Source organism: Vibrio sp. RM-69-4 (assembly GCF_024743775.1).
Lineage (GTDB): Bacteria > Pseudomonadota > Gammaproteobacteria > Enterobacterales > Vibrionaceae > Vibrio > Vibrio anguillarum.
The window spans coordinates 377,209-397,444 of record NZ_JAMQXI010000036.1 but is presented as its reverse complement, the minus strand read 5'-3'; the positions used below and the strand labels follow the sequence as shown (position 1 = coordinate 397,444).

Sequence of the window (20,236 nt, the reverse complement as noted above, 5' to 3'; positions counted from 1 at the left end):
GGCTTTTCGAGCCAATTAAGTTAGAAACGTTAAACTTTTACCAAATTTGAGATTAAAACAAACATTTGACCGCAAGATAACTTGCTGAGCTAAGTCAGGGAATATAACATGACAACCCTAGTTTCAGGCAACGCCCTTTCTAGTGAAGCCATTAGTTATTGAGGTCAATATAAGATGTCGAATACTCCTGACCTAAAAGGTAGCAGTTTTACTTTGTCAGTGTTACACCTTTGCGACAGTGAAGTTGCCAATACCGTTGAGTTTCTCAAGGAAAAAGTCGCCCAAGCTCCTGCTTTTTTTGCCTCTGCACCTGTAGTGATCAATATTGCTAAAGTGATTGGCGATATTGATTTTGCGATACTTAAACAAGGCATCACTGAAGCGGGAATGATCCCGGTCGGTGTGACAGGTTGCCGTGATAAACGCAGCCAAAACTTAGCCTCAGAAGCTGGCTTTGCCGTGATGGCAGCAAGCAAGTCGCCTTCTCAAGCTCCCGCTCAAATCGCGCCAACCAAGGTGATTCGCACGCCCATTCGCTCTGGCCAGCAAGTGTATGCCAAAGATAGCGATTTAGTGATCCTCAATCACGTCAGCGCGGGGGCCGAAGTGATCGCCGATGGTTCAATTCACATTCATGGTTCACTGCGCGGAAGGGCCATTGCCGGTGCCAGCGGCCAAACGGAAGCAAAAATTATTTGTCACGATTTACAAGCAGAGCTGGTCTCCATTGCTGGAAATTATTGGCTTAGCGATCAAATTGAAAGTGAGTTTTGGCAGAAGAAAGTGATGCTCAGCATGGTTGATGATTCACTGCATTTTGAAACGCTCACGATTTAAAATTAACAAGGAAAACATAATGGCACGCATTATTGTTGTAACGTCAGGAAAAGGCGGCGTTGGTAAAACAACCTCAAGCGCAGCAATTGCTTCTGGCTTGGCTTTAAAAGGTAAAAAGACAGCAGTCATCGATTTTGATATCGGTCTGCGTAACCTTGACTTAATCATGGGTTGTGAGCGCCGCGTGGTGTACGACTTTGTCAACGTCATCAACGGTGAGGCGACACTTAACCAAGCGATGATCAAAGATAAACGCACCGAAAACCTGTTTATTCTGCCTGCCTCACAAACCCGTGATAAAGATGCGCTCACCAAAGAGGGCGTAAAGCGCGTTTTGGATGAACTCGATACGATGGGCTTTGATTTCGTCATTTGCGACTCACCAGCAGGTATTGAGCAAGGCGCGTTGATGGCTTTGTACTTTGCTGATGAAGCGATTGTAACGACGAACCCTGAAGTCTCTTCCGTGCGCGACTCGGACCGCATTTTAGGGATTTTGGATTCCAAATCAATGCGCTCAGAGCAAGGGTTAGAGCCTGTTAAACAGCACCTTTTATTGACCCGTTATAACCCTACTCGCGTGACACAAGGTGAAATGTTGAGCGTGGAAGATGTTGAAGAGATTTTACATATCTCTTTACTTGGCGTGATCCCAGAAAGCCAAGCGGTGCTTAATGCCTCCAACAAAGGTGTTCCGGTTATTTTTGACGATCAATCAGACGCAGGCCAAGCTTATGCTGACGCTGTCGAGCGCTTATTAGGGCAAGAAGTCGAGTTTCGTTTTCTAACGGAGCAGAAAAAGGGCATCTTTAAACGACTTTTCGGGGGTTAATATTATGTCTCTACTTGAGTTTTTCCGACCACAAAAGAAAACGACCTCAGCAAGCCTTGCCAAAGAGCGTTTGCAAATTATCGTCGCCGAACGTCGTAGTGAAAATGACCCTGCACCGACCTATTTGCCTCAATTGAAAGAAGACATTCTCAAGGTGATCGCCAAATACGTCGCGGTTGACCCTTCGATGGTTGAAGTCTCTTTTGAGCACAAAGATGATGATATCTCTGTGCTGGAATTGAACGTGAAACTGCCAGACGAAGAAAAGTAATCCTTATGATAAAAGAGCCTGCAAAATTGCAGGCTCTTTCTCTTTACTAACCAATTTTACTCAACCAATTTGTTGAGCCGTTCACCGAGAATAGGTAAGCGCCAGCTCTGCATCACATCCGGCAATTGCGCGGGATCTCTCTCTTTCTTCCACACCCAACTCAATAGCTGGTTGAGCTGTTTTTTAGAGGCTAAAAATTCAGTCGCTAAACCCGTGGTTTGAGACACTGATTTGACTTCATCTTTCAACCGTTTAAACAACTGTTTATAGCCGGGATAGTCCATCAAAGGGTCGATTTTAGGTGGGTATTGATCAGCCGGAGTCTGCTGGCCCGCTTTCACCAATGCAATGATTTTGGTACTGTGACGTTGAATCGTTCTCGGATCGGCCCCTTCATCAATTATACGGCTTGCACTCGTCAATCCCAAACGAGCGATAGTCAGCAAATCTGTCTCTTTGACCACAAAATTGAGCGCCAAATCACGGCGTACCGCCTCTTCGTAGCGCCAAGTAGCTAAGGGTTTGAGAATCGCTAATTCTTGCGGTGTTAGTTGCCATGCCCCTTTGATATCCAAATAGGCCAAATCGGGATTAGTCTGTTTAATGCGTTTGACGCTCAATAGTTCAGATTCTTGCTGCGCCGCTTGCCACCAGCCCGCCTGCGTCACTTTATCGAGTAATTTCTCGTAAATCGGCAGCAAATAAAACACATCGGCGGCAGCGTAATCCAACTGCTTTTGCGATAAAGGCCTTGCTAACCAATCAGTACGCGATTCACTTTTATCAATTTCAATCCCTAAGAATTCATTGACCAATGCGGCAAATCCGGTAGACAGTCCATGACCGAGAAAGGCCGCCATTACTTGTGTGTCGACCATTGGAAAAGGTGTGCAGCCAAATGCATTATGAAACACTTCGAGATCTTCACCACACGCATGCAGCACTTTGAGCACGGAGGTGTCTTGCAGTAGCTCGACAAAAGGGGCCATGTCATCAAAGGCAAGTGGGTCGATTAAAGAGAGGTTTTCACCATCATAAAGCTGGATCAATCCGAGCTGTGGGTAAAAGGTACGCACTCGGACAAACTCGGTATCGAGCATCACCACATCGGCATCTCGCGCGGCAAGGCATACACGTTGTAGGTCGTTAGGCTGGGTAATTATTTGGTAGTTCACTAATGGCTCACTTTGGGCAACCCTACTAGAGGGGACATAAAAATGCCGACGGTTTGAGTCGGCATTCTAGCACTATTTTTTCATACTGACTTGATGCTTAGGCACGTTTTGTTTGTTCAATTGCCGCATCATTTTCTTCACGAAGTACGCGGCGTAAAATTTTACCCACATTACTCTTTGGTAAATCTTCCCTAAACTCAATCAACTTAGGCACTTTATAGCCAGTCAAATGTTTACGGCAATGGGCAATGATTTCATCTTTGGTTAAGCTCGGATCACGCTTAACCACATAAATCTTGACGATTTCACCAGACACTTCATGAGGCTGGCCGATAGCGGCCACTTCTAATACTTTGCCATGCAGTGCAACCACATCTTCAATCTCATTAGGATAGACGTTGAATCCAGAGACTAAAATCATGTCTTTTTTGCGATCGACAATATAGACCATTCCTTGCTCATCAAACTTGACAATATCGCCTGTAGAGAGCCAACCATCGGCATCAATCACTTCTTTCGTCGCTTCCGGTCTTTGCCAATAACCTTGCATCACTTGTGGGCCACGCACTTGCAACTCACCGACTTGATCATAAGCCAACACTTTGCCTTCATCATCAACGATACGCACTTCGGTTGAAGGAACGGGTAAACCAATTGCTCCCGAATAATCACTTAAATCATAAGGATTACCTGTCACCAGTGGTGCACATTCAGTCAAACCGTAACCTTCAAGCAGGTGGATACCCGTCACTTTTTTCCACTGATCGGCCACCGCGCGCTGTACCGCCATGCCACCACCAACAGAAAGCTTAAGATTTTTGAAATCAAGTTCATGGAAATCTTCGTTGTTGACCAACGCATTAAACAGCGTATTCACCCCCGTAATGGCAGTAAATGGGTACTTTTGCAGCTCTTTGACAAAGCCTGGAATATCGCGTGGATTAGTAATCAATAGGTTACGCCCACCCATTTCGACGAACAGTAAACAGTTTACGGTCAGTGCAAATACGTGATAAAGCGGTAATGCCGTCACAACCAGTTCGCGGCCTTCGGCCAATACTGGACCATATGCTCCTTTTGCTTGGAGCACATTCGCAATCATGTTGCGGTGGGTCAGAATTGCCCCTTTTGCCACACCGGTTGTACCACCGGTATATTGTAAAAATGCAATGTCGTCGCCAGACATAAAAGGCTTCACATACTGTAAACGGCGACCTTTGTGCAACGCCTTACGCATGGAAATGGCACCTGGTAAGTCATATTTTGGCACCATCCCTTTCACATATTTCACAACGAAATCAACCAACGTCCCTTTTGCTCTAGGTAACATCTGTCCAAGGCTGGTCAATACCACATGTTTTACCGAGGTATTTTCAACAATTTGCTCTAAGGTATTGGCAAAATTCGAGACGATGACGATCGCCTTTGCATCGGCGTCATTCAGTTGATGTTCAAGCTCTCGCGGGGTGTACAACGGGTTAACATTCACCGCAATCAACCCGGCTCGTAATACACCAAATAACGCGACCGGATACTGCAATAGGTTAGGCATCATTAAGGCGACACGATCACCTTTTTTCAGCTTCAGCTCATTTTGCAAATAGGCGGCAAATGCTCGGCTGCGCTCTTCCAGTTTACGAAAAGTCATGACCGAACCCATATTCATAAAGGCTGGTTGATCGGCATATTTATGAACCGATTGCTCAAACATTTCGACCAAAGAGAGGTACTGATCAGGGTTGATGAATTCAGGTACGTCAGTTGGATAGCGTGAAAGCCAAGGTTTCTCCACGGTAATACTCCTCGTTATTGGCGGCTGCTCTACGGCGATATTTTTATGTGCGCTATTACAGCACAGCCAAAGCGCTTGAGCACGAAACACTCAAACACTTGTTTAAATTTTGTTAACTAAGCCAAAAATTAGTTCGGCGACTTGCGAAGGTTGCTCAAGATGGCAATGATGACCACCAGAAATAGTGAACATCTCTTGCCGATCATCGGCGAAATAGCCTCGAGCGGCTCGTAACTCAGAAAAACCGTGTGTACCGAGAATCACACGTTGTGGGCATTGGATGTGCGCCATTATGTGCTGAGCATGCTCATACGACATGCGATACAAGGAATCGCTGTTTAACTGTGGGTCATGACGCCAATACCACTCGTCATTGCACAGCTCAACCCCTCGAATAACGATGGGTTGGATCAAGGCTGCTTCTAACTGGTTGACTTCGGCTCGGCGAGCAACAGCGTATTCTAAGTTCGGTAACCTACGACGAGGCTTACGCCGGATCCACTGGCGGCTGAGTACGCCATTGCGCAGCCTGGCCACACTCTCTAGTGGCGATTCAGCCAATGGAGCCATTCCTTCGATTTGAACTAATCCTGCGACTTGCTCAGGAAAGGCGGCACTATAGCAACTTGCGATTAAAGCACCAAGGGAATGCCCTACGATCACTAACCTGTTTGGTGATAAGTTGAGCAAAAATGAGTAAATATCATCAATATAGTCATGAAATGGGTAAAAATGACCGTCGGCTTTATGGCTTGAAAGGCCATGTCCCGGCAAATCGATTGCGCAAAGGTGTAACTGTGGATTAAGGTGACTTAACGCTTTGATAACGGTAAGAAAACTGGATGAATTATCTAACCAACCATGCAAAAAAACGACCGATAAGTCGGCCGTTTGTGCGTTTCCCAACTCTTGAGTCGCAATCATTCCTTGCGCAAGAGAGTACTGTTTTTGTTGCATCGCTATTTCACTTCTTGTACCACGCGCCCTTCACGAGCACCAATGTACATTTGACGACAATATAAGCTGTGGCAAGGGTACATATAAGTACCGAGATCATTCACGACCACTCTTTCTTCAACTCGCCACAAATGTAGCCCTTTTACGGCCATGGTTGGGAAAGTGTATTCAAACTCACCCACTTTGGCTTTTTCTGGAGCAAGGCTGGTTCCCACTAGCGTCACCAAACGATCTTTCGCATAAGCCACTGGGTCAACAAACCCGTCAACATAGCCAACAAAACGCCCTTGCGGTTCGCGGTCGATATCCGGTCGGCCTGATGAGCTAATCGGCAAATTGACTATTTCAATCCGTGTTTTATCCGCCAAATTAGTCACACTGGCGATGACGCCGCCCAGCCGGACTTCATCTTGCTCATTGGTTGGCGTATTGACCCAAGTGGCGTAATCGGTGATCACGGCCTCACTACTGGCACGAAGATCATCCGGTAAGCTTGAGCATGCACCAAGCAGCAATGTGGACGATAACAATAGTAGCGTTTTAGAAGTGGAAAAAGATCGCATCATAATGACCTTGTTGGATTAGATGTAGATATCGACTCCAAGCAGTTGAGCAAGTTCCTCTTTTTTTGCTTGGTTCATCACGTCCATGTACTCTTCCATCGCCTTTCTTGATCGGCCTTCAGGAAGATCGTATTCCAGATTAGCCCGATGAATCTCTGATGGATCGACATGACGAATTGAATGAGAAACAGCATTCGCCACCTTAGTAGGTTGGCCTACTCCGGTTTTGGCATCGCTTTTCTTTACCCCATTGTTCTTATTTGCGCGATTAGCCCTATTGCTACCGGGCACTATCGCAGGAGGTAAACCGTTAATTGAAACCATACTGTTCCTATTCAATTAGAGCAAGACGAATGCAACGCCTTGCCTTTCACTGATTATTCTCGGCCCGGTAACTTCTTCCAAGCCACGTTATCACGCAGGTAAACAGGGCTCGACTCTTCCACTGTTAGCGTGTTTCCTTTGGCAAACTCGTACTGAGCAAGAAACACCATATCCTGTGCATCTGGGTACAATACTTCACCCATTTGACACGAGATAGGCAACGTATCTAACTCTTCTTTATAAGCCGCCCAACCGGTTCCAGCGCAGCCCCAAGTGATGCTGTCAGCTTTGATTTGCTCAGCAAGAGTATTAGGAGCAATGACGCACTCTGCATCTATCTCTTGCCAAGAGCCATCTTCTTGACGTGTATAACGACCCCAGTAAATCTCACTCATTCTGGCGTCAATTGCACACGCCACCTGCTGGTAACCCTGTAAACGATAGCTGCCTTGCGCCATCGCGGCTAGGGTTGAAATACCTATCATAGGTAAATCAGCGCCGAACGCTAAACCTTGTGCAATTCCAATGCCAATCCGTACTCCGGTAAAACTGCCCGGACCACGGCCAAAGGCTAGCGCGTCTAGTTCCTGTAAGGTGATGCCTGCTTCTTTGAGGACGGAATCCACCATGGGTAGAATTTTCTTGGTGTGATCGCGAGGGGCAACTTCACTGCGAACGTACAGTTTGCCGTTCATCATTAAAGCAACAGAACAGTTCTCTGTTGCTGTGTCTAAGGCAAGGATCTTTGCGCTCATTACTGTCTCTAATTGTTGTTAATAGTTACGGATGTCGTGACTGAAATTTGACTTAAGAAATCTTTTACTTTGTCCAAATCCCGCGTACGTGGAATGGGCGGTAAACTGGCAAGAAATAACCCACCGTAGTCACGGGTGACTAAACGGTTATCACAAATGATCAGTACACCTTTGTCATGTTTATCGCGGATCAAACGCCCGACCCCTTGTTTTAAGGTGATGACGGCATCGGGTAGTTGTACTTGCGCAAATGGATCCCCACCGCGCATTCGGCAATCTTCAATTCGCGCTTTCAACAGCGGATCATCCGGTGCGGTAAATGGAAGTTTGTCGATAATAACACAGCTTAATGCGTCACCTCTAACATCTATCCCTTCCCAAAACGCCCCTGTCGCGACCAATAAGGCATTACCTAATTCCATAAATTCGGCCAACGTTTTTTGTTTACTCGTCTCCCCTTGCATCAGCACTGGCACGGTTAACACTTCTCGAAAACGTTCACCTAACTCGCGCATCATGCTGTGGGAAGTACACAAAAAGAAGCAGCGGCCTTGGTTTTGCTCAATCACTGGCGACAAAATACGCACCAATTTATCGGCAAGGCCAGGGCTATTGGGTTCGGGTAAATAGCGTGGCACACACAGCCGCGCCTGCTGCTGATAGTCAAACGGGCTTGGCAATGAAAACTGAGCTTGGGGCTTTAGTCCTAAACGCTGAGTGAAATGGCTAAAATCGTCGTTTACGGCCAAAGTTGCGGAGGTGAAAATCCATGCGCCCTGCTTTTGTTGCACCTGTTCGTGAAATTTATCGGCCACCGAAAGTGGGGTGATGTGTAAACTAAAATGACGCGGCGTGGTGTCATACCAATAGGAATAACCGGTAATAGAGACATCACACACTCGATCAATTCGTCCTTTAATTAAGTTAGCGCGCTCAAATGCGGTATCCAATAACTGGCTGCGACCTAACGCGAGTTTTAACACATCGATAGCAAAATCTAAGCTGTCTCGCAAACGCGCTAATTCTCGCGAAATCGATGGTGAAGCTAACGCCTCACGCCAGTTGCCTCGAAAACTGGGTTCACCCAACACAATGCGTAAATCCATCGCTGACTGCACCAGTTTATCGCCCACTTTCTGCAATTGGCGCATATCTTTTGCTTCAGTGCGATAGCCGATTTCAATATCTTTCGCCAGCTCTTGAACTTGGCGACTGGAGACTGATTGACCAAAATATTGGCTGGCGATATCCGGTAACTGATGCGCTTCGTCGAAGATAAAGACCTCGGCTTCGGGGATCAACTCACCAAACCCGGTTTCTTTGATCGCCAGATCGGCCAGAAAAAGGTGATGGTTGACCACGACAACGTCGGCATCCATCGCCTTTTTGCGCGCTTTAGAGACAAAACAGTCGACGTAACTTGGGCACTCTTTGCCAAGGCAATTGTCGTTGGTTGAGGTGATGGTTGGAATGACCGCACTGTCTTCAGGCAACTCTTCACATTCACCTAAATCACCACTTTTGGTTTCCGATGACCAACGACGCACTTTCACTAATTGAGTCAGCAGCTGTGGATCAGATTGGTTGGTGTGGCTTTCCACCATTTGGCGGCTCAGCCTATCAAGGCACAGATAGTTTGCTCGGCCTTTTAATAGCGCGACATTGCCATAGAAACCGAGCGCATCAATCATCAAGGGTAAATCACGATGAAAAAGCTGCTCTTGCAGGTTTTTAGAACCCGTACTGATAATGACTTTTTTACCACTGAGCAGCGCAGGCACCAGATACGCAAAGGTTTTGCCTGTACCAGTCCCTGCTTCAACCACTAATTGCGATTGTTGGGCAATCGCCTTAGCGACCGCTTCAGCCATGTCAATTTGCGCTTGTCGAGCTTGAAAACCGGCAATGGCTTTACCTAATGCGCCTTGTGAAGAGAAGGTTTTTGCAATCATCAAAAAGTGGGGGTAAGTGTTCGTTGCGGGGCATTATGTCAGGTTTGATGAGCTGGCGCGAATCCAAGTGCAACCCGCGCCAGTTAGGTGTGTTCTATTTGCGATTGAGGTAACGAGATAACCAAGCTGGTCCTTCGTACCCATTCTCCGTTTGGGTCATTGCTTTTGCCGCCTCGGCGGGTGACGCTCGGTTCTCCCACATGTCTTCCAAAATGATTTCGTCAATTTGATGGTCTCCCATCAATGCACTCACTCTTTCCATATACAGCTTTCGTGCGAGGAGTTCTCTATCCATAAATACCGCCTTAAGACACTCTGTGAGGAAGAAAATTAGTAAAAGCCTAACGGTGAACCCGTTTATATATTGAAACCAACTTAATAATAGATTAATTATAGCCCTTATATTGCGGGGCGCCTCACCGTTCACACGCTCACGAATTAGTTTTTAGAACGAAAAAAATCATGCACGGAAGTAATTAATAATGGAAAGAAAAACACTGCTCACTCATTGTAGTGATGCGCCCGGACTTATCTCTAAAATCACGAACATTTGTTATAAACATCAACTCAATATTATTCATAACAATGAGTATGTTGATAACATCAGTGGTCACTTTTTTATGCGTACTGAATTGGAAGGCTACTTTAACGACACCACCCTTCTAGCCGACCTTGACCAAGCCTTGCCTGCACATGCAAAGCGTAAACTGATTGATTCTTCACGCAAACGCATCGTTATTTTGGTGACTAAAGAAGCACATTGCTTGGGCGATATTTTGATTAAGAATTATGATGGCAGCTTGGATGTCGATATTGCTGCAGTGATTGGCAATTACGATACGCTGCAAAATCTGACCGAAAAGTTTGATATCCCGTATCACCATGTTTCTCATGAAGGGCTAAACCGCGAGGAACATGAGCAGAAATTGTTAGAAGTGCTGGACCAATATCACGCAGACTATTTGGTCCTCGCCAAATACATGCGGGTACTCACTCCTGGTTTTGTCGATAAGTACCATCACAAAATTATTAATATTCACCACAGCTTTTTACCGGCATTCATTGGTGCAAAACCTTATCAGCAAGCGTACGAGCGCGGTGTAAAAATCATTGGTGCGACGGCGCACTTTGTCACTAATGATTTAGATGAAGGCCCGATTATTAAGCAAGATGTGATCCCGGTTGATCACACATTCAGCGCGCAAAACATGGCGCAAGCTGGGCGGGATGTTGAGAAAAATGTGCTGAGTAAAGCCTTGAACAAAGTTATCAACGATCACGTTTTTGTTTATGGCAACAAAACGGTCATTTTATAGTAAAGCGAAGACTGTTCCTCACGGACGTAGCAAAGACAAAAGGCGCGATTTGCGCCTTTTGTTGTTTTACGATTGCTGGCTGATCACTCCAAGTGATAACACCACCGACTAGCTTGGACCATAGATTATAACTTAATCGCCAGCTCGACCCCCTGACGAATCGCACGCACAGCATCAAGCTCACCAGCATAATCGGCACCACCAATCACATGCATCTTCTCACCCAATGATGTCCATTTATCTTCAAAAGGACGCACTGATTCTTGCCCGGCACAAATCACAATTTTATCGGCGTCTAACAGCAAAGGATTACCGTCAAGCGTGATATGTAAACCGTCAGCGGCAATTTTTTCATAACCGACACCACCCAGTAGATTCACTCCACGCTTTTCTAAGGTGCGTTTATGGATCCAACCTGTGGTCTTACCGGGGCCTTTACCTACTCGTCCTTTGCGACGCTGCAATAGCCATACCGTTTTCTCACTCATACAATCGGGGAATGGGTACAAACCTCCGGGATAAGCAATCTCTTTATCGATGCCCCAATCATGCAGCCAATCATCAAGTGTATGCTCTGTCGGCTCAGTCAGCATAGTGGCGACGTCAACACCAATGCCACCAGCACCAACAATCGCAACTTTTTCGCCAACGGGTGTTTTTTCACGGATCAGCGTTTGGTAATCCACCACCTTTTCTAGGTTATCAATACCATCAATTTTTACTTTTCTCGGCTCGACACCCGACGCCATCACTACTTCATCGTACGGTTCGAGCATCTCAAAATTGACGTCAGTATCTAAATGCAGATGTACACCGGTTTGATCAATACGATTTGCAAAGTAGCGAATGGTTTCTCGAAACTCTTCTTTGCCGGGAATTTGCATCGCCAAACGGAACTGACCACCAATGCGATCATTTTTTTCAAACAGATCAACATGATGCCCACGCTCAGCCAATGTAGTCGCACAAGCAAGCCCCGCCGGACCTGCGCCAATCACCGCCATTTTTTTCGGCTGAGCCGCTGGGCGAATAACCATTTCCGTTTCATAACAGGCCCGCGGATTGACGAGACAACTGGCTCGTTTGCCTTTAAATACGTTATCTAAACAAGCTTGGTTACAGCCGATACACGTATTGATCAGCGCGGCTTTTCCTTGCTCGGCTTTGGCAACAAATTCTGGATCGGCAAGAAACGGACGCGCCATCGACACCATATCCGCTTGACCCGTTGCTAATATTTTTTCTGCTTCTTCTGGAGTGTTGATGCGATTACAGGTCACGACGGGCACAGAAAGATGTGGGCGGATTTTTTCCGTTACCCAAGTAAAAGCAGCACGTGGTACTTGAGTCGCTATCGTTGGAACGCGCGCTTCATGCCAACCGATGCCTGTATTGATAATGGTCACGCCAGCTTGTTCAAGTGCCTTAGCGAGCATTAAAACCTCTTCAAAAGTGCTGCCCTCTTCGACTAAATCCAGCATTGAAAGACGGAAAATTATGATGAACTCTTTACCAACCACTGCACGAATCGCTTTCACTATCTCAATGGGTAAACGGATACGATTTTCGTAACTACCGCCCCAATCGTCGTAACGCATGTTGGTTCGTTTACAGATAAATTGGTTGATCAAATACCCTTCCGAGCCCATCACTTCCACACCATCGTATCCTGCAAGGTGAGCTAATTCAGCACTACTGGCAAAGGCATCAATGGTTTTTTTTATCTGACGGGCACTCATTTCACTCGGCGCAAAACGCGCAATAGGTGCTTTAATCGCCGAAGCACTTTGGGCAAAAGGGTGCATTGCGTATCGGCCGGCGTGCAGCAATTGCAAGGCGATCTTTCCACCTTGGCGATGCACTGCCTCAGTCACAACTTGGTGTGCGCGCGCATGTTTTGCCTTGCTAAATTCAGCACTGAAAGGGTGCAGTCGACCGCGCAAATTAGGCGAAAACCCGCCCGTCACAATCAGCCCAACCCCACCTTTTGCACGCTCTTCATAAAAAGCGGCCAGCTTATGGAGCCCTTCCTTGTGCTCTTCTAATCCCGTGTGCATTGATCCCATCAATACACGGTTGCGTAACTGAGTAAATCCTAAATCCAAAGGCTCTAACAGATGTGGGTACATGGCGACTTCACTTTTATAATTATGCGTTATGGTCTGACCAGAATATTATTGCCCACAAAAAAAATCAAACAAGTGTTTACATTTTTGTAACACCGATCAATCTTGCGGTTGTTTGGGTATACTAGATCACGTAGGATGTAAGCCATTAATATCTCAAGGTTAATCCCTTGATTCATTTAAACACGCTTGCGAATAGCCGCAGTGGAGAAACAATGAAATCACTATTTCGATTTATCGGTTTGATATTTAAAGGTTTTTGGAAAATCATTACCTTTATTCGTTTAGCCTTAACCAACCTGTTCTTTTTGCTCAGTATTGCACTGATTTATTTCTTGTATGTGCATGCCGATTCTCCCCTGCCTACCATAGAAAAAGAGTCCGCATTAGTAATGAACTTATCGGGACCGATTGTTGAACAGAGTTCTTACATCAATCCGATGGATTCAATGACTGGTTCATTTTTTGGCAAAGACTTACCCAAAGAAAATGTATTATTTGATGTAGTAGAGACCATTCGCCATGCGAAAGACGATGCGAAAATCACAGGCATTGTGCTCGCTCTTGGAGAAATGCCTGAAACCAACCTCACTAAGCTACGTTACATTGCTAAAGCGCTGAACGAATTTAAAGCCACTGGCAAACCCATCTACGCAGTGGGAGATTTCTATAATCAAAGCCAATATTATTTGGCAAGCTACGCCGATAAAGTCTATTTGGCACCGGACGGCGCCGTGATGCTGAAAGGCTACAGTGCCTATTCAATGTACTACAAAACTTTGTTGGAAAAGCTGGATGTCAATACACACGTTTTCCGTGTCGGTACTTATAAATCAGCCATTGAGCCATTTATTCGTGACGATATGTCCGACGCGGCAAAAGAGTCCGCCTCTCGCTGGTTAACGCAGTTGTGGGGAGCGTACGTCGATGACGTAGCGACCAACCGTAAGATTGACGGGAAAACTTTAAATCCATCAATGGATGAGTTTCTGACGCAATTAAAAGCGACCGAGGGGGATCTCGCCGCTTTATCATTAAAATTAGGATTAGTGGATGAACTCGCCACTCGCCAACAGATGCGCCTCTCCCTAGCTGAAGTATTTGGTAGCAATGGGGAAGATAGCTACAACGCCGTAGGTTACTACGAATATCAAGCCACCATTAAGCCACAGTTTAACGCAGATATGGACGATGTAGCCGTGATCGTGGCTAGTGGTACCATCATGGATGGAGATCACCCACGAGGCACAGTCGGTGGTGATACCACCGCCGCATTACTTCGCCAAGCGCGTAACGATGATAAAGTCAAAGCCGTCGTATTGCGTGTGGACAGCCCAGGAGGCAGTGCCTTTGCCTCCGAAGTTATTCGTAATGAAATTCAAGCGTTAAAAGACGCAGGCAAACCGGTTGTCGTCTCAATGTCGAGCCTTGCAGCGTCTGGCGGTTATTGGATTTCAATGAGTGCGGATAAAATTGTCGCGCAGCCAACCACGTTAACCGGTTCGATTGGTATTTTTAGTGTCATCACCACATTCGAAAAAGGACTCAATAAATTGGGGGTTTATACCGATGGCGTAGGAACCTCACCTTTTTCTGGTGTCGGTGTCACCACAGGGCTAACAAAAGGCGTGGCCGACGCACTACAACTGGGCATTAACCATGGTTACCAGCGTTTCATCAGTTTGGTGGGAGAGAACCGTGGCCTTTCATTGGCGCAAGTCGATCAGGTCGCGCAAGGCCGCGTATGGACAGGACAAGATGCGATGGATCATGGTTTAGTCGATCAAATGGGTGACTTTGATGATGCCATTAAGCTCGCAGCACAACTGGCAAAATTAGAGACCTACAATATTTATTGGGTAGAAGAACCCCTTTCACCCGCTGAGCAATTCTTGCAAGACATCATGAATCAAGTGCAAGTTCGCTTCGGTTTTGATGTATCAACACTAGTGCCAGCGTCGCTGCAACCTGTAGCAAAACAATGGGTGCAAGATGCCAGCCTACTCAACCATTTTAATGATCCGAAAGGGCAATATGCGTTCTGCCTAAACTGCCAAGTTCAGTAGCAATATCAATCTGTAATGACTAAAAACCATTGGGGCGCTTTGTGTTGAGCGCCCCTTTTTATATTAAGTGAATACGCTATAATCCCCCGCTCTGTTCCCCTACACGAGTGATTTCTAGCTATGGCAAGAAAACATATCTACATCGCCTACACTGGCGGTACTATCGGCATGCTAAAATCCGACCATGGTTATGTCCCTATTGCGGGCTTCATGGAAAAACAACTCGCAAGTATGCCTGAGTTTCAGCGCCCTGAAATGCCTGAGTTCACCATTCATGAATATGACCCTCTGATTGACTCCTCGGACATGACACCTGAAGATTGGCAACAAATCGCCAACGATATTCGAGATAATTATGATAAATACGATGGCTTTGTGATTTTACATGGTACGGATACCATGGCTTACACGGCATCGGCACTCTCTTTCATGCTGGAAAACTTGGGTAAACCCGTCATTGTGACAGGCTCACAAATTCCGTTGGCCGAATTGCGCTCTGACGGACAAGCGAATTTACTTAATGCGTTGCACATCGCCGCTAATTACCCCATCAATGAAGTGACGTTATTCTTCAATAATCAGTTGATGCGGGGTAACCGCAGTGTCAAATCACACGCCGATGGTTTTAATGCGTTTACCTCGCCGAACCTTCCTCCGCTGTTAGAAGCTGGGATCAATATTCAAATCAGCAGTAACGTTAAAGTTGGCGAACAGCCGCAAGGAGCCTTCCGAGTCCATAACATTACACCACAACCGATCGGTGTGATTACCATGTACCCTGGCATCTCTCACGAAGTGATCCGCAATACCTTATTACAGCCAGTCAACGCGATGATTTTGCTGACTTTTGGTGTGGGAAATGCACCTCAAAATGCGCAACTATTAGCGCATTTAAAAGAAGCCTCAGAACGTGGCGTCATCGTCATGAACTTAACTCAGTGCTTAGCAGGTAAAGTCAACATGGGCGGTTACGCGACAGGCTGTGCCCTTGCAGAAGCAGGCGTGATCAGCGGCTACGACATGACACCCGAAGCCGCTTTAGCCAAGCTTCACTATTTACTGAGCCAGAATCTTTCTTATGAAGAAGTGAAGCAGAAAATGCAGGAAGTATTACGTGGTGAAATGAGCTTATAGCTTTAAGCACCCACAATATATTTTCCCCTCATTAACAAAATCCCCAACTCAATGAATTGGGGATTTTTGTATTCTGTACAAGTCAAATAGACTCATTCGTGGTTTGGATTGACTCGAACAATATCGTCTTGTCCGTTTTGAAAGCGCTTTTTCAGCTCATTTTTTGATTTAAAACTGATTTCTCCACCAGCGGCAACTGTCATATGGTCCGCTTCTACATTATGCTTAGATTGATACAACATCACAGCTTGCATGCATGAATCTCGCTGTGTTTGTGAAAGTGGTGTACCTTCAGGCCACTTACCCGTTTCAACAGCGTGCATTAATCGCTTGTAAGCTTCGGGGGTGATGGCGTTAATGAGTTGATCGGCATCCATGGTCTATCCTTAATTAACGAATTCGTCACAAACATAACTTGCCATGATATTGAGTCAAGACAAGCCCAATAAATAAGTGTATTTGATCACAAGCTAATATTATGAATTTGATAAAAGTGCCCATGATTCTCAGCCTATCACTTCTTATAAGTGGCTGCTTTGAGAATAACAGAGATACCGACAAGCTATGTGCTGATAATCCTAATTTGCGCTGTGAAAGGCTCAATATAAATGATGGGCAATGTAGAGTTCCACGTACGGACCTCATCTGGCATCGATTTGAAGTACTTAAAAATCCAAGCGATAGCAACAAGATTAAAGAATACGGATTAGTTCAAGCTTATCGAAAATGTCTCGAGCTCGCTTCACAAATTCAAGCGATTGATCAAACGGAACTCAAACAACGTCGATTTTCAGCACTCGTCAATACAGGGAAAGATTTAGAGCAGATTGAAAAAGAGCTTCAGTCATCCAGCTCCGCGGAAACCTTATACTTTCTCTGGAGTCAGATTGGTGATAAAAGTGCACAAAGAAAATTCTTACAACGTGAAGGTAAACCCGAGCTAGATACAGCAGAAATGCAATACGCTCTCGCTACTTTTTATGTTCAACGGGATCGAGAAAAAGCAATCTATTTGCTCCATCGAACCTTAGAACTCAGCCCAAAAGGCAGTATCAACCTTGATGCTATCAAATCTCTTGCCAGTACCAACCAAATTCTCAAACAGAAAGAAAAAGCTTACATTTGGGCGATGGTAGGAAAAACATTCAATGTGCCGGTTGCTTCAGAGACAGAACTCAAATTGCTGTACGGGTTTGATCAAGAAAAATTTGATGCACTCGACGATATCGCCGAAAAAATCGTTGACGCTATCAAAAATGGACAGTTTAAACCAGAGCTCATTCCTCTCGACTTTGCCAACTAACAAAATGTAATCATAAAACAAAGAGCGGTGATAAGTTCACCGCTTTTTCACTTTTTGTTGAAAATTAACGACACTGAATTGACACAAAATCGTTCACCTGTTGTTTGAGGTCCATCGGGAAAAACATGCCCTAGATGGCTATCACACACCGTACAACGGATCTCAGTTCGAATCATTCCATGCGTTAAATCTTCAAGATAGCGGATTGCAGTATCATTGATCGGTGCATCAAAACTTGGCCAACCACACCCCGAATCATACTTATTGTTGGAGACAAATAACGGGCTGCTGCAACAGGTACACGCGTACACACCTGTGTCACGATTATGTAATAACTTGCCACTAAACGGGGCTTCTGTACCGCGTTGACGGCAAACATAAAACTCATCATCCGTTAGTCTTTCACGCCAGTATTCATCAGGTTTAACATTATTCTCAATCTTCGATTTCACTTACAAAACTTCCCTTCTTCTCAATATTGCGCTGGTACTTTTTATGCCAAAAACTTGCATACTCCACTCTTTGTAGCACATACTTTCTCACCATGAAATGGTAGGTATGTAATTTCTAACTGCCTTAGAAGGCTAAAGTATTTTACGCCAACTGAAAGTAAACAGAAGCGGTATAAAGTTTAAAATTTAATCACTTACGATTAATTGTGAAAAAAAGCGACGCTTTTTTTTGACTTTAAACAAGTTAAGTCCGATTATCTGTTGCAGACATTTACTGGATTCTGTAATTTTACTACCAGTTATCTTTAATCAGAAATTAAGTTGTGGAGCAACTATAATGACTATCAAAGTAGGTATTAACGGTTTTGGCCGTATCGGTCGTTTCGTATTCCGTGCAGCGCAAGAGCGCAACGACATCGAAGTTGTAGGTATTAACGACCTTATCGACGTAGATTATATGGCATACATGTTAAAGTATGACTCAACTCATGGCCGTTTCAACGGTACTGTTGAAGTAGAAGCTGGCAACCTAGTTGTAAACGGCAAAACTGTACGTGTAACAGCTGAGCGTAACCCAGAAGATCTAAAATGGGATGCAATCGGTGTTGACGTGGTTGCTGAAGCAACAGGTCTATTCCTAGACGATGCAACCGCTCGTAAGCACATCACTGCTGGCGCGAAAAAAGTTGTTCTAACTGGTCCTTCAAAAGACGCGACTCCAATGTTCGTAATGGGTGTTAACCACGCTTCTTACGCTGGTCAAGACATCGTTTCTAACGCTTCTTGTACTACAAACTGTCTAGCACCTATCGCTAAAGTTCTTAACGACAAGTGGGGCATCGAGTCTGGTCTTATGACTACTGTTCACGCAACTACAGCGACTCAAAAAACTGTAGATGGTCCTTCTGCGAAAGACTGGCGTGGTGGTCGTGGTGCTTCTCAAAACATCATCCCATCTTCAACTGGCGCAGCTAAAGCGGTTGGCGTTGTAATCCCAGAACTAAACGGCAAACTGACTGGTATGGCTTTCCGCGTACCTACAGCGAACGTTTCTGTAGTTGACCTAACTGTTAACCTACAAAACCCAGCATCTTACGCAGAAATCTGTGCTGAAATGAAGCGCGCTTCTGAAAACGAATTCGCTGGCGTTCTAGGCTACACTGAAGATGCAGTTGTTTCTCAAGACTTCATCGGTGAAATCAACACATCTGTATTCGATGCTAAAGCTGGTATCGCACTGACTGACAAATTCGTTAAAGTTGTATCTTGGTACGACAACGAAATCGGTTACTCAAACAAAGTTCTAGACCTAATCGCTCACGTTTCTAAATAATCGTAGTGTTTAGCGAAGAAATTCGTTGAGAACAAAAAGGCGGCCATTGTGTCGCCTTTTTAGTATCTGTCCCTTTCATTTGTGGGGCTGCGTTAGACAATCCGAGCCATTCCTTACTCAATTATCCGGTAGGAATGGCATGAGGTATCGAATTTATGGATCTGCAATCTCTCCCTACCCTGACTTATCTTTCTGACAACGTCACTATCGTTGAGAAAGAGGGCGTTAAAATTGTTCGCGTTATTCATGACAAAGCAACCGCCGGAATTACACTGCATGGCGGCCATGTCATCTCATTCACTCCTAAAGGACAAGATGAGCTCATTTGGATGAGTGACACGGCCATTTTTGACGGTAAAGCCGCTCTAAGAGGCGGGATCCCTGTTTGTTGGCCATGGTTTGGCCGTATTGCTGCACCAGCCCATGGTTTCGCACGCACCAGTGAATGGGCATTGATTGAACATAGAGAAAACGAGCAGGGCGTCATTATCGTGCTAGGGCTCGACCATTCGCCCCAAACACTGACTATTTGGCCATTTCAATTCCAAACCCGTCTTTATGTTGAAATCGGTGACAAGTTAAAAGTCACTTTAGAAACGACCAATACGGATGAGAAAGCATGGACGTTTTCTGCAGCGCTGCACAGCTACCTCAAGGTTGGTAATATTACCCAGACCACTACTACAGGTATGGGCGTTGAATATATAGACAGCTTACAAGATGCAAAAATGTGTCAAGGTGGTTCAACACTCATCCTCACCGATACGATTGATCGCGTCTATACCGCGCCTGAAGCACAAATTCAGGTCCAAGATCCTGTTTTGAATCGCACGTTAGTGGTTGAAAACTCTGGACACAACTCTGCCGTCTTGTGGAACCCATGGGCTCAAGGCGCTCAATCAATGGCCGATATGCCTGACGATGGTTATCAAACGATGCTGTGTGTTGAATCTACACTGCATGCCCCTTGCTTGTCCGCTGGAAAAACCTTGCAACCAGGTGAAAGCCATCAGCTCGTCACGACGGTTTTTTCCAACTAAGCTTTTTT

At 45.5% G+C, this 20,236-nt stretch carries 20 protein-coding genes; 9 read left to right on the top strand and 11 right to left on the bottom strand.

Features of this window, described 5'->3' with window-relative positions; genetic code table 11:
• The first annotated feature begins 174 nt into the window (after positions 1-174).
• From minC to minE, 3 genes are read left to right on the top strand one after another with little or no spacing between them, the layout of a single operon-like run.
• Complete coding sequence (gene minC, locus NB504_RS06075; RefSeq protein ID WP_013857213.1) at positions 175-837, top strand: septum site-determining protein MinC; 663 nt, start codon at positions 175-177, stop codon at positions 835-837.
• Between the two features lie 19 nt (positions 838-856).
• Positions 857-1,669, top strand: a complete 813-nt coding sequence (minD, locus tag NB504_RS06070; RefSeq protein WP_013857214.1) for a septum site-determining protein MinD — start codon at positions 857-859, stop codon at positions 1,667-1,669.
• A gap of 4 nt (positions 1,670-1,673) precedes the next feature.
• Positions 1,674-1,940 (top strand): cell division topological specificity factor MinE, encoded by a 267-nt coding sequence (gene minE, locus NB504_RS06065; RefSeq protein WP_010317176.1) that lies wholly within the window; start codon positions 1,674-1,676, stop codon positions 1,938-1,940.
• 56 nt (positions 1,941-1,996) lie between these two features.
• On the opposite strand, the gene rnd is transcribed toward minE, so the two are convergent.
• The 8 genes from rnd to NB504_RS06025 all read right to left on the bottom strand — a co-directional run bounded on the left by rnd (position 1,997) and on the right by NB504_RS06025 (position 9,753).
• The gene (gene rnd, locus NB504_RS06060) at positions 1,997-3,115 is read right to left on the bottom strand and encodes a ribonuclease D (RefSeq protein ID WP_258428484.1); all 1,119 of its coding nucleotides are present in this window, start codon (positions 3,113-3,115) and stop codon (positions 1,997-1,999) included.
• Positions 3,116-3,212: 97 nt separating this feature from the next.
• Complete coding sequence (fadD, locus tag NB504_RS06055) at positions 3,213-4,907, bottom strand: long-chain-fatty-acid--CoA ligase FadD (RefSeq protein WP_026028639.1); 1,695 nt, start codon at positions 4,905-4,907, stop codon at positions 3,213-3,215.
• 102 nt (positions 4,908-5,009) lie between these two features.
• Entirely contained in the window at positions 5,010-5,864 is an 855-nt protein-coding gene (locus NB504_RS06050) for an alpha/beta fold hydrolase (protein ID WP_258428483.1), read from the bottom strand.
• Between the two features lie 2 nt (positions 5,865-5,866).
• Positions 5,867-6,430: a Slp family lipoprotein gene (locus NB504_RS06045; RefSeq protein ID WP_029626776.1), complete on the bottom strand. Its 564-nt coding sequence runs from the start codon at positions 6,428-6,430 to the stop codon at positions 5,867-5,869.
• Positions 6,431-6,445: 15 nt separating this feature from the next.
• Positions 6,446-6,751 carry a chromosome partitioning protein ParA gene (locus NB504_RS06040; protein WP_161437815.1) on the bottom strand — a complete coding sequence of 102 codons (306 nt, stop codon included), beginning with the start codon at positions 6,749-6,751 and terminating at the stop codon, positions 6,446-6,448.
• A 53-nt stretch (positions 6,752-6,804) separates the two neighbouring features.
• The gene (tsaB, locus tag NB504_RS06035) at positions 6,805-7,506 is read right to left on the bottom strand and encodes a tRNA (adenosine(37)-N6)-threonylcarbamoyltransferase complex dimerization subunit type 1 TsaB (RefSeq protein WP_017047797.1); all 702 of its coding nucleotides are present in this window, start codon (positions 7,504-7,506) and stop codon (positions 6,805-6,807) included.
• 8 nt (positions 7,507-7,514) lie between these two features.
• Positions 7,515-9,458 (bottom strand): ATP-dependent DNA helicase, encoded by a 1,944-nt coding sequence (locus tag NB504_RS06030; RefSeq protein ID WP_258428482.1) that lies wholly within the window; start codon positions 9,456-9,458, stop codon positions 7,515-7,517.
• 94 nt (positions 9,459-9,552) lie between these two features.
• Entirely contained in the window at positions 9,553-9,753 is a 201-nt protein-coding gene (locus tag NB504_RS06025; RefSeq protein ID WP_013857222.1) for a hypothetical protein, read from the bottom strand.
• A 187-nt stretch (positions 9,754-9,940) separates the two neighbouring features.
• Between NB504_RS06025 and purU the strand changes: the two genes are divergently transcribed.
• On the top strand, positions 9,941-10,774 hold the full coding sequence (gene purU, locus NB504_RS06020; RefSeq protein WP_010317194.1) for a formyltetrahydrofolate deformylase: 834 nt from the start codon (positions 9,941-9,943) through the stop codon (positions 10,772-10,774).
• Positions 10,775-10,899: 125 nt separating this feature from the next.
• Here the strand turns inward: purU and NB504_RS06015 are convergent, their stop codons facing one another.
• Positions 10,900-12,903, bottom strand: a complete 2,004-nt coding sequence (locus NB504_RS06015; protein ID WP_194662904.1) for an NADPH-dependent 2,4-dienoyl-CoA reductase — start codon at positions 12,901-12,903, stop codon at positions 10,900-10,902.
• A 212-nt stretch (positions 12,904-13,115) separates the two neighbouring features.
• Between NB504_RS06015 and sppA the strand changes: the two genes are divergently transcribed.
• Both sppA and ansA read left to right on the top strand, forming a co-directional pair.
• Positions 13,116-14,966 (top strand): signal peptide peptidase SppA, encoded by a 1,851-nt coding sequence (gene sppA / locus NB504_RS06010; RefSeq protein WP_258428481.1) that lies wholly within the window; start codon positions 13,116-13,118, stop codon positions 14,964-14,966.
• A 120-nt stretch (positions 14,967-15,086) separates the two neighbouring features.
• Positions 15,087-16,100 (top strand): asparaginase, encoded by a 1,014-nt coding sequence (gene ansA, locus NB504_RS06005; protein ID WP_017044568.1) that lies wholly within the window; start codon positions 15,087-15,089, stop codon positions 16,098-16,100.
• Positions 16,101-16,192: 92 nt separating this feature from the next.
• Here the strand turns inward: ansA and NB504_RS06000 are convergent, their stop codons facing one another.
• The gene (locus NB504_RS06000) at positions 16,193-16,477 is read right to left on the bottom strand and encodes a YeaC family protein (protein ID WP_013857226.1); all 285 of its coding nucleotides are present in this window, start codon (positions 16,475-16,477) and stop codon (positions 16,193-16,195) included.
• Positions 16,478-16,578: 101 nt separating this feature from the next.
• Between NB504_RS06000 and NB504_RS05995 the strand changes: the two genes are divergently transcribed.
• Positions 16,579-17,403, top strand: coding sequence for a DUF2989 domain-containing protein (locus NB504_RS05995; protein ID WP_013857227.1), 825 nt, complete (start codon positions 16,579-16,581; stop codon positions 17,401-17,403).
• Between the two features lie 47 nt (positions 17,404-17,450).
• Here the strand turns inward: NB504_RS05995 and msrB are convergent, their stop codons facing one another.
• Positions 17,451-17,855 carry a peptide-methionine (R)-S-oxide reductase MsrB gene (gene msrB / locus NB504_RS05990; protein ID WP_258428480.1) on the bottom strand — a complete coding sequence of 135 codons (405 nt, stop codon included), beginning with the start codon at positions 17,853-17,855 and terminating at the stop codon, positions 17,451-17,453.
• A 337-nt stretch (positions 17,856-18,192) separates the two neighbouring features.
• On the opposite strand from msrB, the gene gap reads away from it, so the two are divergent.
• The gene (gap, locus tag NB504_RS05985; protein WP_010317219.1) at positions 18,193-19,188 is read left to right on the top strand and encodes a type I glyceraldehyde-3-phosphate dehydrogenase; all 996 of its coding nucleotides are present in this window, start codon (positions 18,193-18,195) and stop codon (positions 19,186-19,188) included.
• 155 nt (positions 19,189-19,343) lie between these two features.
• A complete protein-coding gene (locus NB504_RS05980) occupies positions 19,344-20,228 on the top strand; it encodes a D-hexose-6-phosphate mutarotase (protein ID WP_096036488.1) in 885 nt (294 codons plus the stop codon).
• The last annotated feature ends 8 nt before the right edge of the window (positions 20,229-20,236 follow it).

What these genes read in the sequence shown, in the direction of transcription:
- minC (WP_013857213.1), top strand. Translation starts at nt 175, where the DNA reads ATGTCGAATACTCCTGACCTAAAAGGTAGCAGTTTTACTTTGTCAGTG.
- minD (WP_013857214.1), top strand. Translation starts at nt 857, where the DNA reads ATGGCACGCATTATTGTTGTAACGTCAGGAAAAGGCGGCGTTGGTAAA.
- minE (WP_010317176.1), top strand. Translation starts at nt 1,674, where the DNA reads ATGTCTCTACTTGAGTTTTTCCGACCACAAAAGAAAACGACCTCAGCA.
- NB504_RS06050 (WP_258428483.1), bottom strand. Translation starts at nt 5,864, where the DNA reads ATGCAACAAAAACAGTACTCTCTTGCGCAAGGAATGATTGCGACTCAA.
- NB504_RS06045 (WP_029626776.1), bottom strand. Translation starts at nt 6,430, where the DNA reads ATGATGCGATCTTTTTCCACTTCTAAAACGCTACTATTGTTATCGTCC.
- NB504_RS06040 (WP_161437815.1), bottom strand. Translation starts at nt 6,751, where the DNA reads ATGGTTTCAATTAACGGTTTACCTCCTGCGATAGTGCCCGGTAGCAAT.
- tsaB (WP_017047797.1), bottom strand. Translation starts at nt 7,506, where the DNA reads ATGAGCGCAAAGATCCTTGCCTTAGACACAGCAACAGAGAACTGTTCT.
- NB504_RS06030 (WP_258428482.1), bottom strand. Translation starts at nt 9,458, where the DNA reads ATGATTGCAAAAACCTTCTCTTCACAAGGCGCATTAGGTAAAGCCATT.
- NB504_RS06025 (WP_013857222.1), bottom strand. Translation starts at nt 9,753, where the DNA reads ATGGATAGAGAACTCCTCGCACGAAAGCTGTATATGGAAAGAGTGAGT.
- purU (WP_010317194.1), top strand. Translation starts at nt 9,941, where the DNA reads ATGGAAAGAAAAACACTGCTCACTCATTGTAGTGATGCGCCCGGACTT.
- NB504_RS06015 (WP_194662904.1), bottom strand. Translation starts at nt 12,903, where the DNA reads ATGTACCCACATCTGTTAGAGCCTTTGGATTTAGGATTTACTCAGTTA.
- sppA (WP_258428481.1), top strand. Translation starts at nt 13,116, where the DNA reads ATGAAATCACTATTTCGATTTATCGGTTTGATATTTAAAGGTTTTTGG.
- ansA (WP_017044568.1), top strand. Translation starts at nt 15,087, where the DNA reads ATGGCAAGAAAACATATCTACATCGCCTACACTGGCGGTACTATCGGC.
- NB504_RS06000 (WP_013857226.1), bottom strand. Translation starts at nt 16,477, where the DNA reads ATGGATGCCGATCAACTCATTAACGCCATCACCCCCGAAGCTTACAAG.
- NB504_RS05995 (WP_013857227.1), top strand. Translation starts at nt 16,579, where the DNA reads ATGAATTTGATAAAAGTGCCCATGATTCTCAGCCTATCACTTCTTATA.
- gap (WP_010317219.1), top strand. Translation starts at nt 18,193, where the DNA reads ATGACTATCAAAGTAGGTATTAACGGTTTTGGCCGTATCGGTCGTTTC.
- NB504_RS05980 (WP_096036488.1), top strand. Translation starts at nt 19,344, where the DNA reads ATGGATCTGCAATCTCTCCCTACCCTGACTTATCTTTCTGACAACGTC.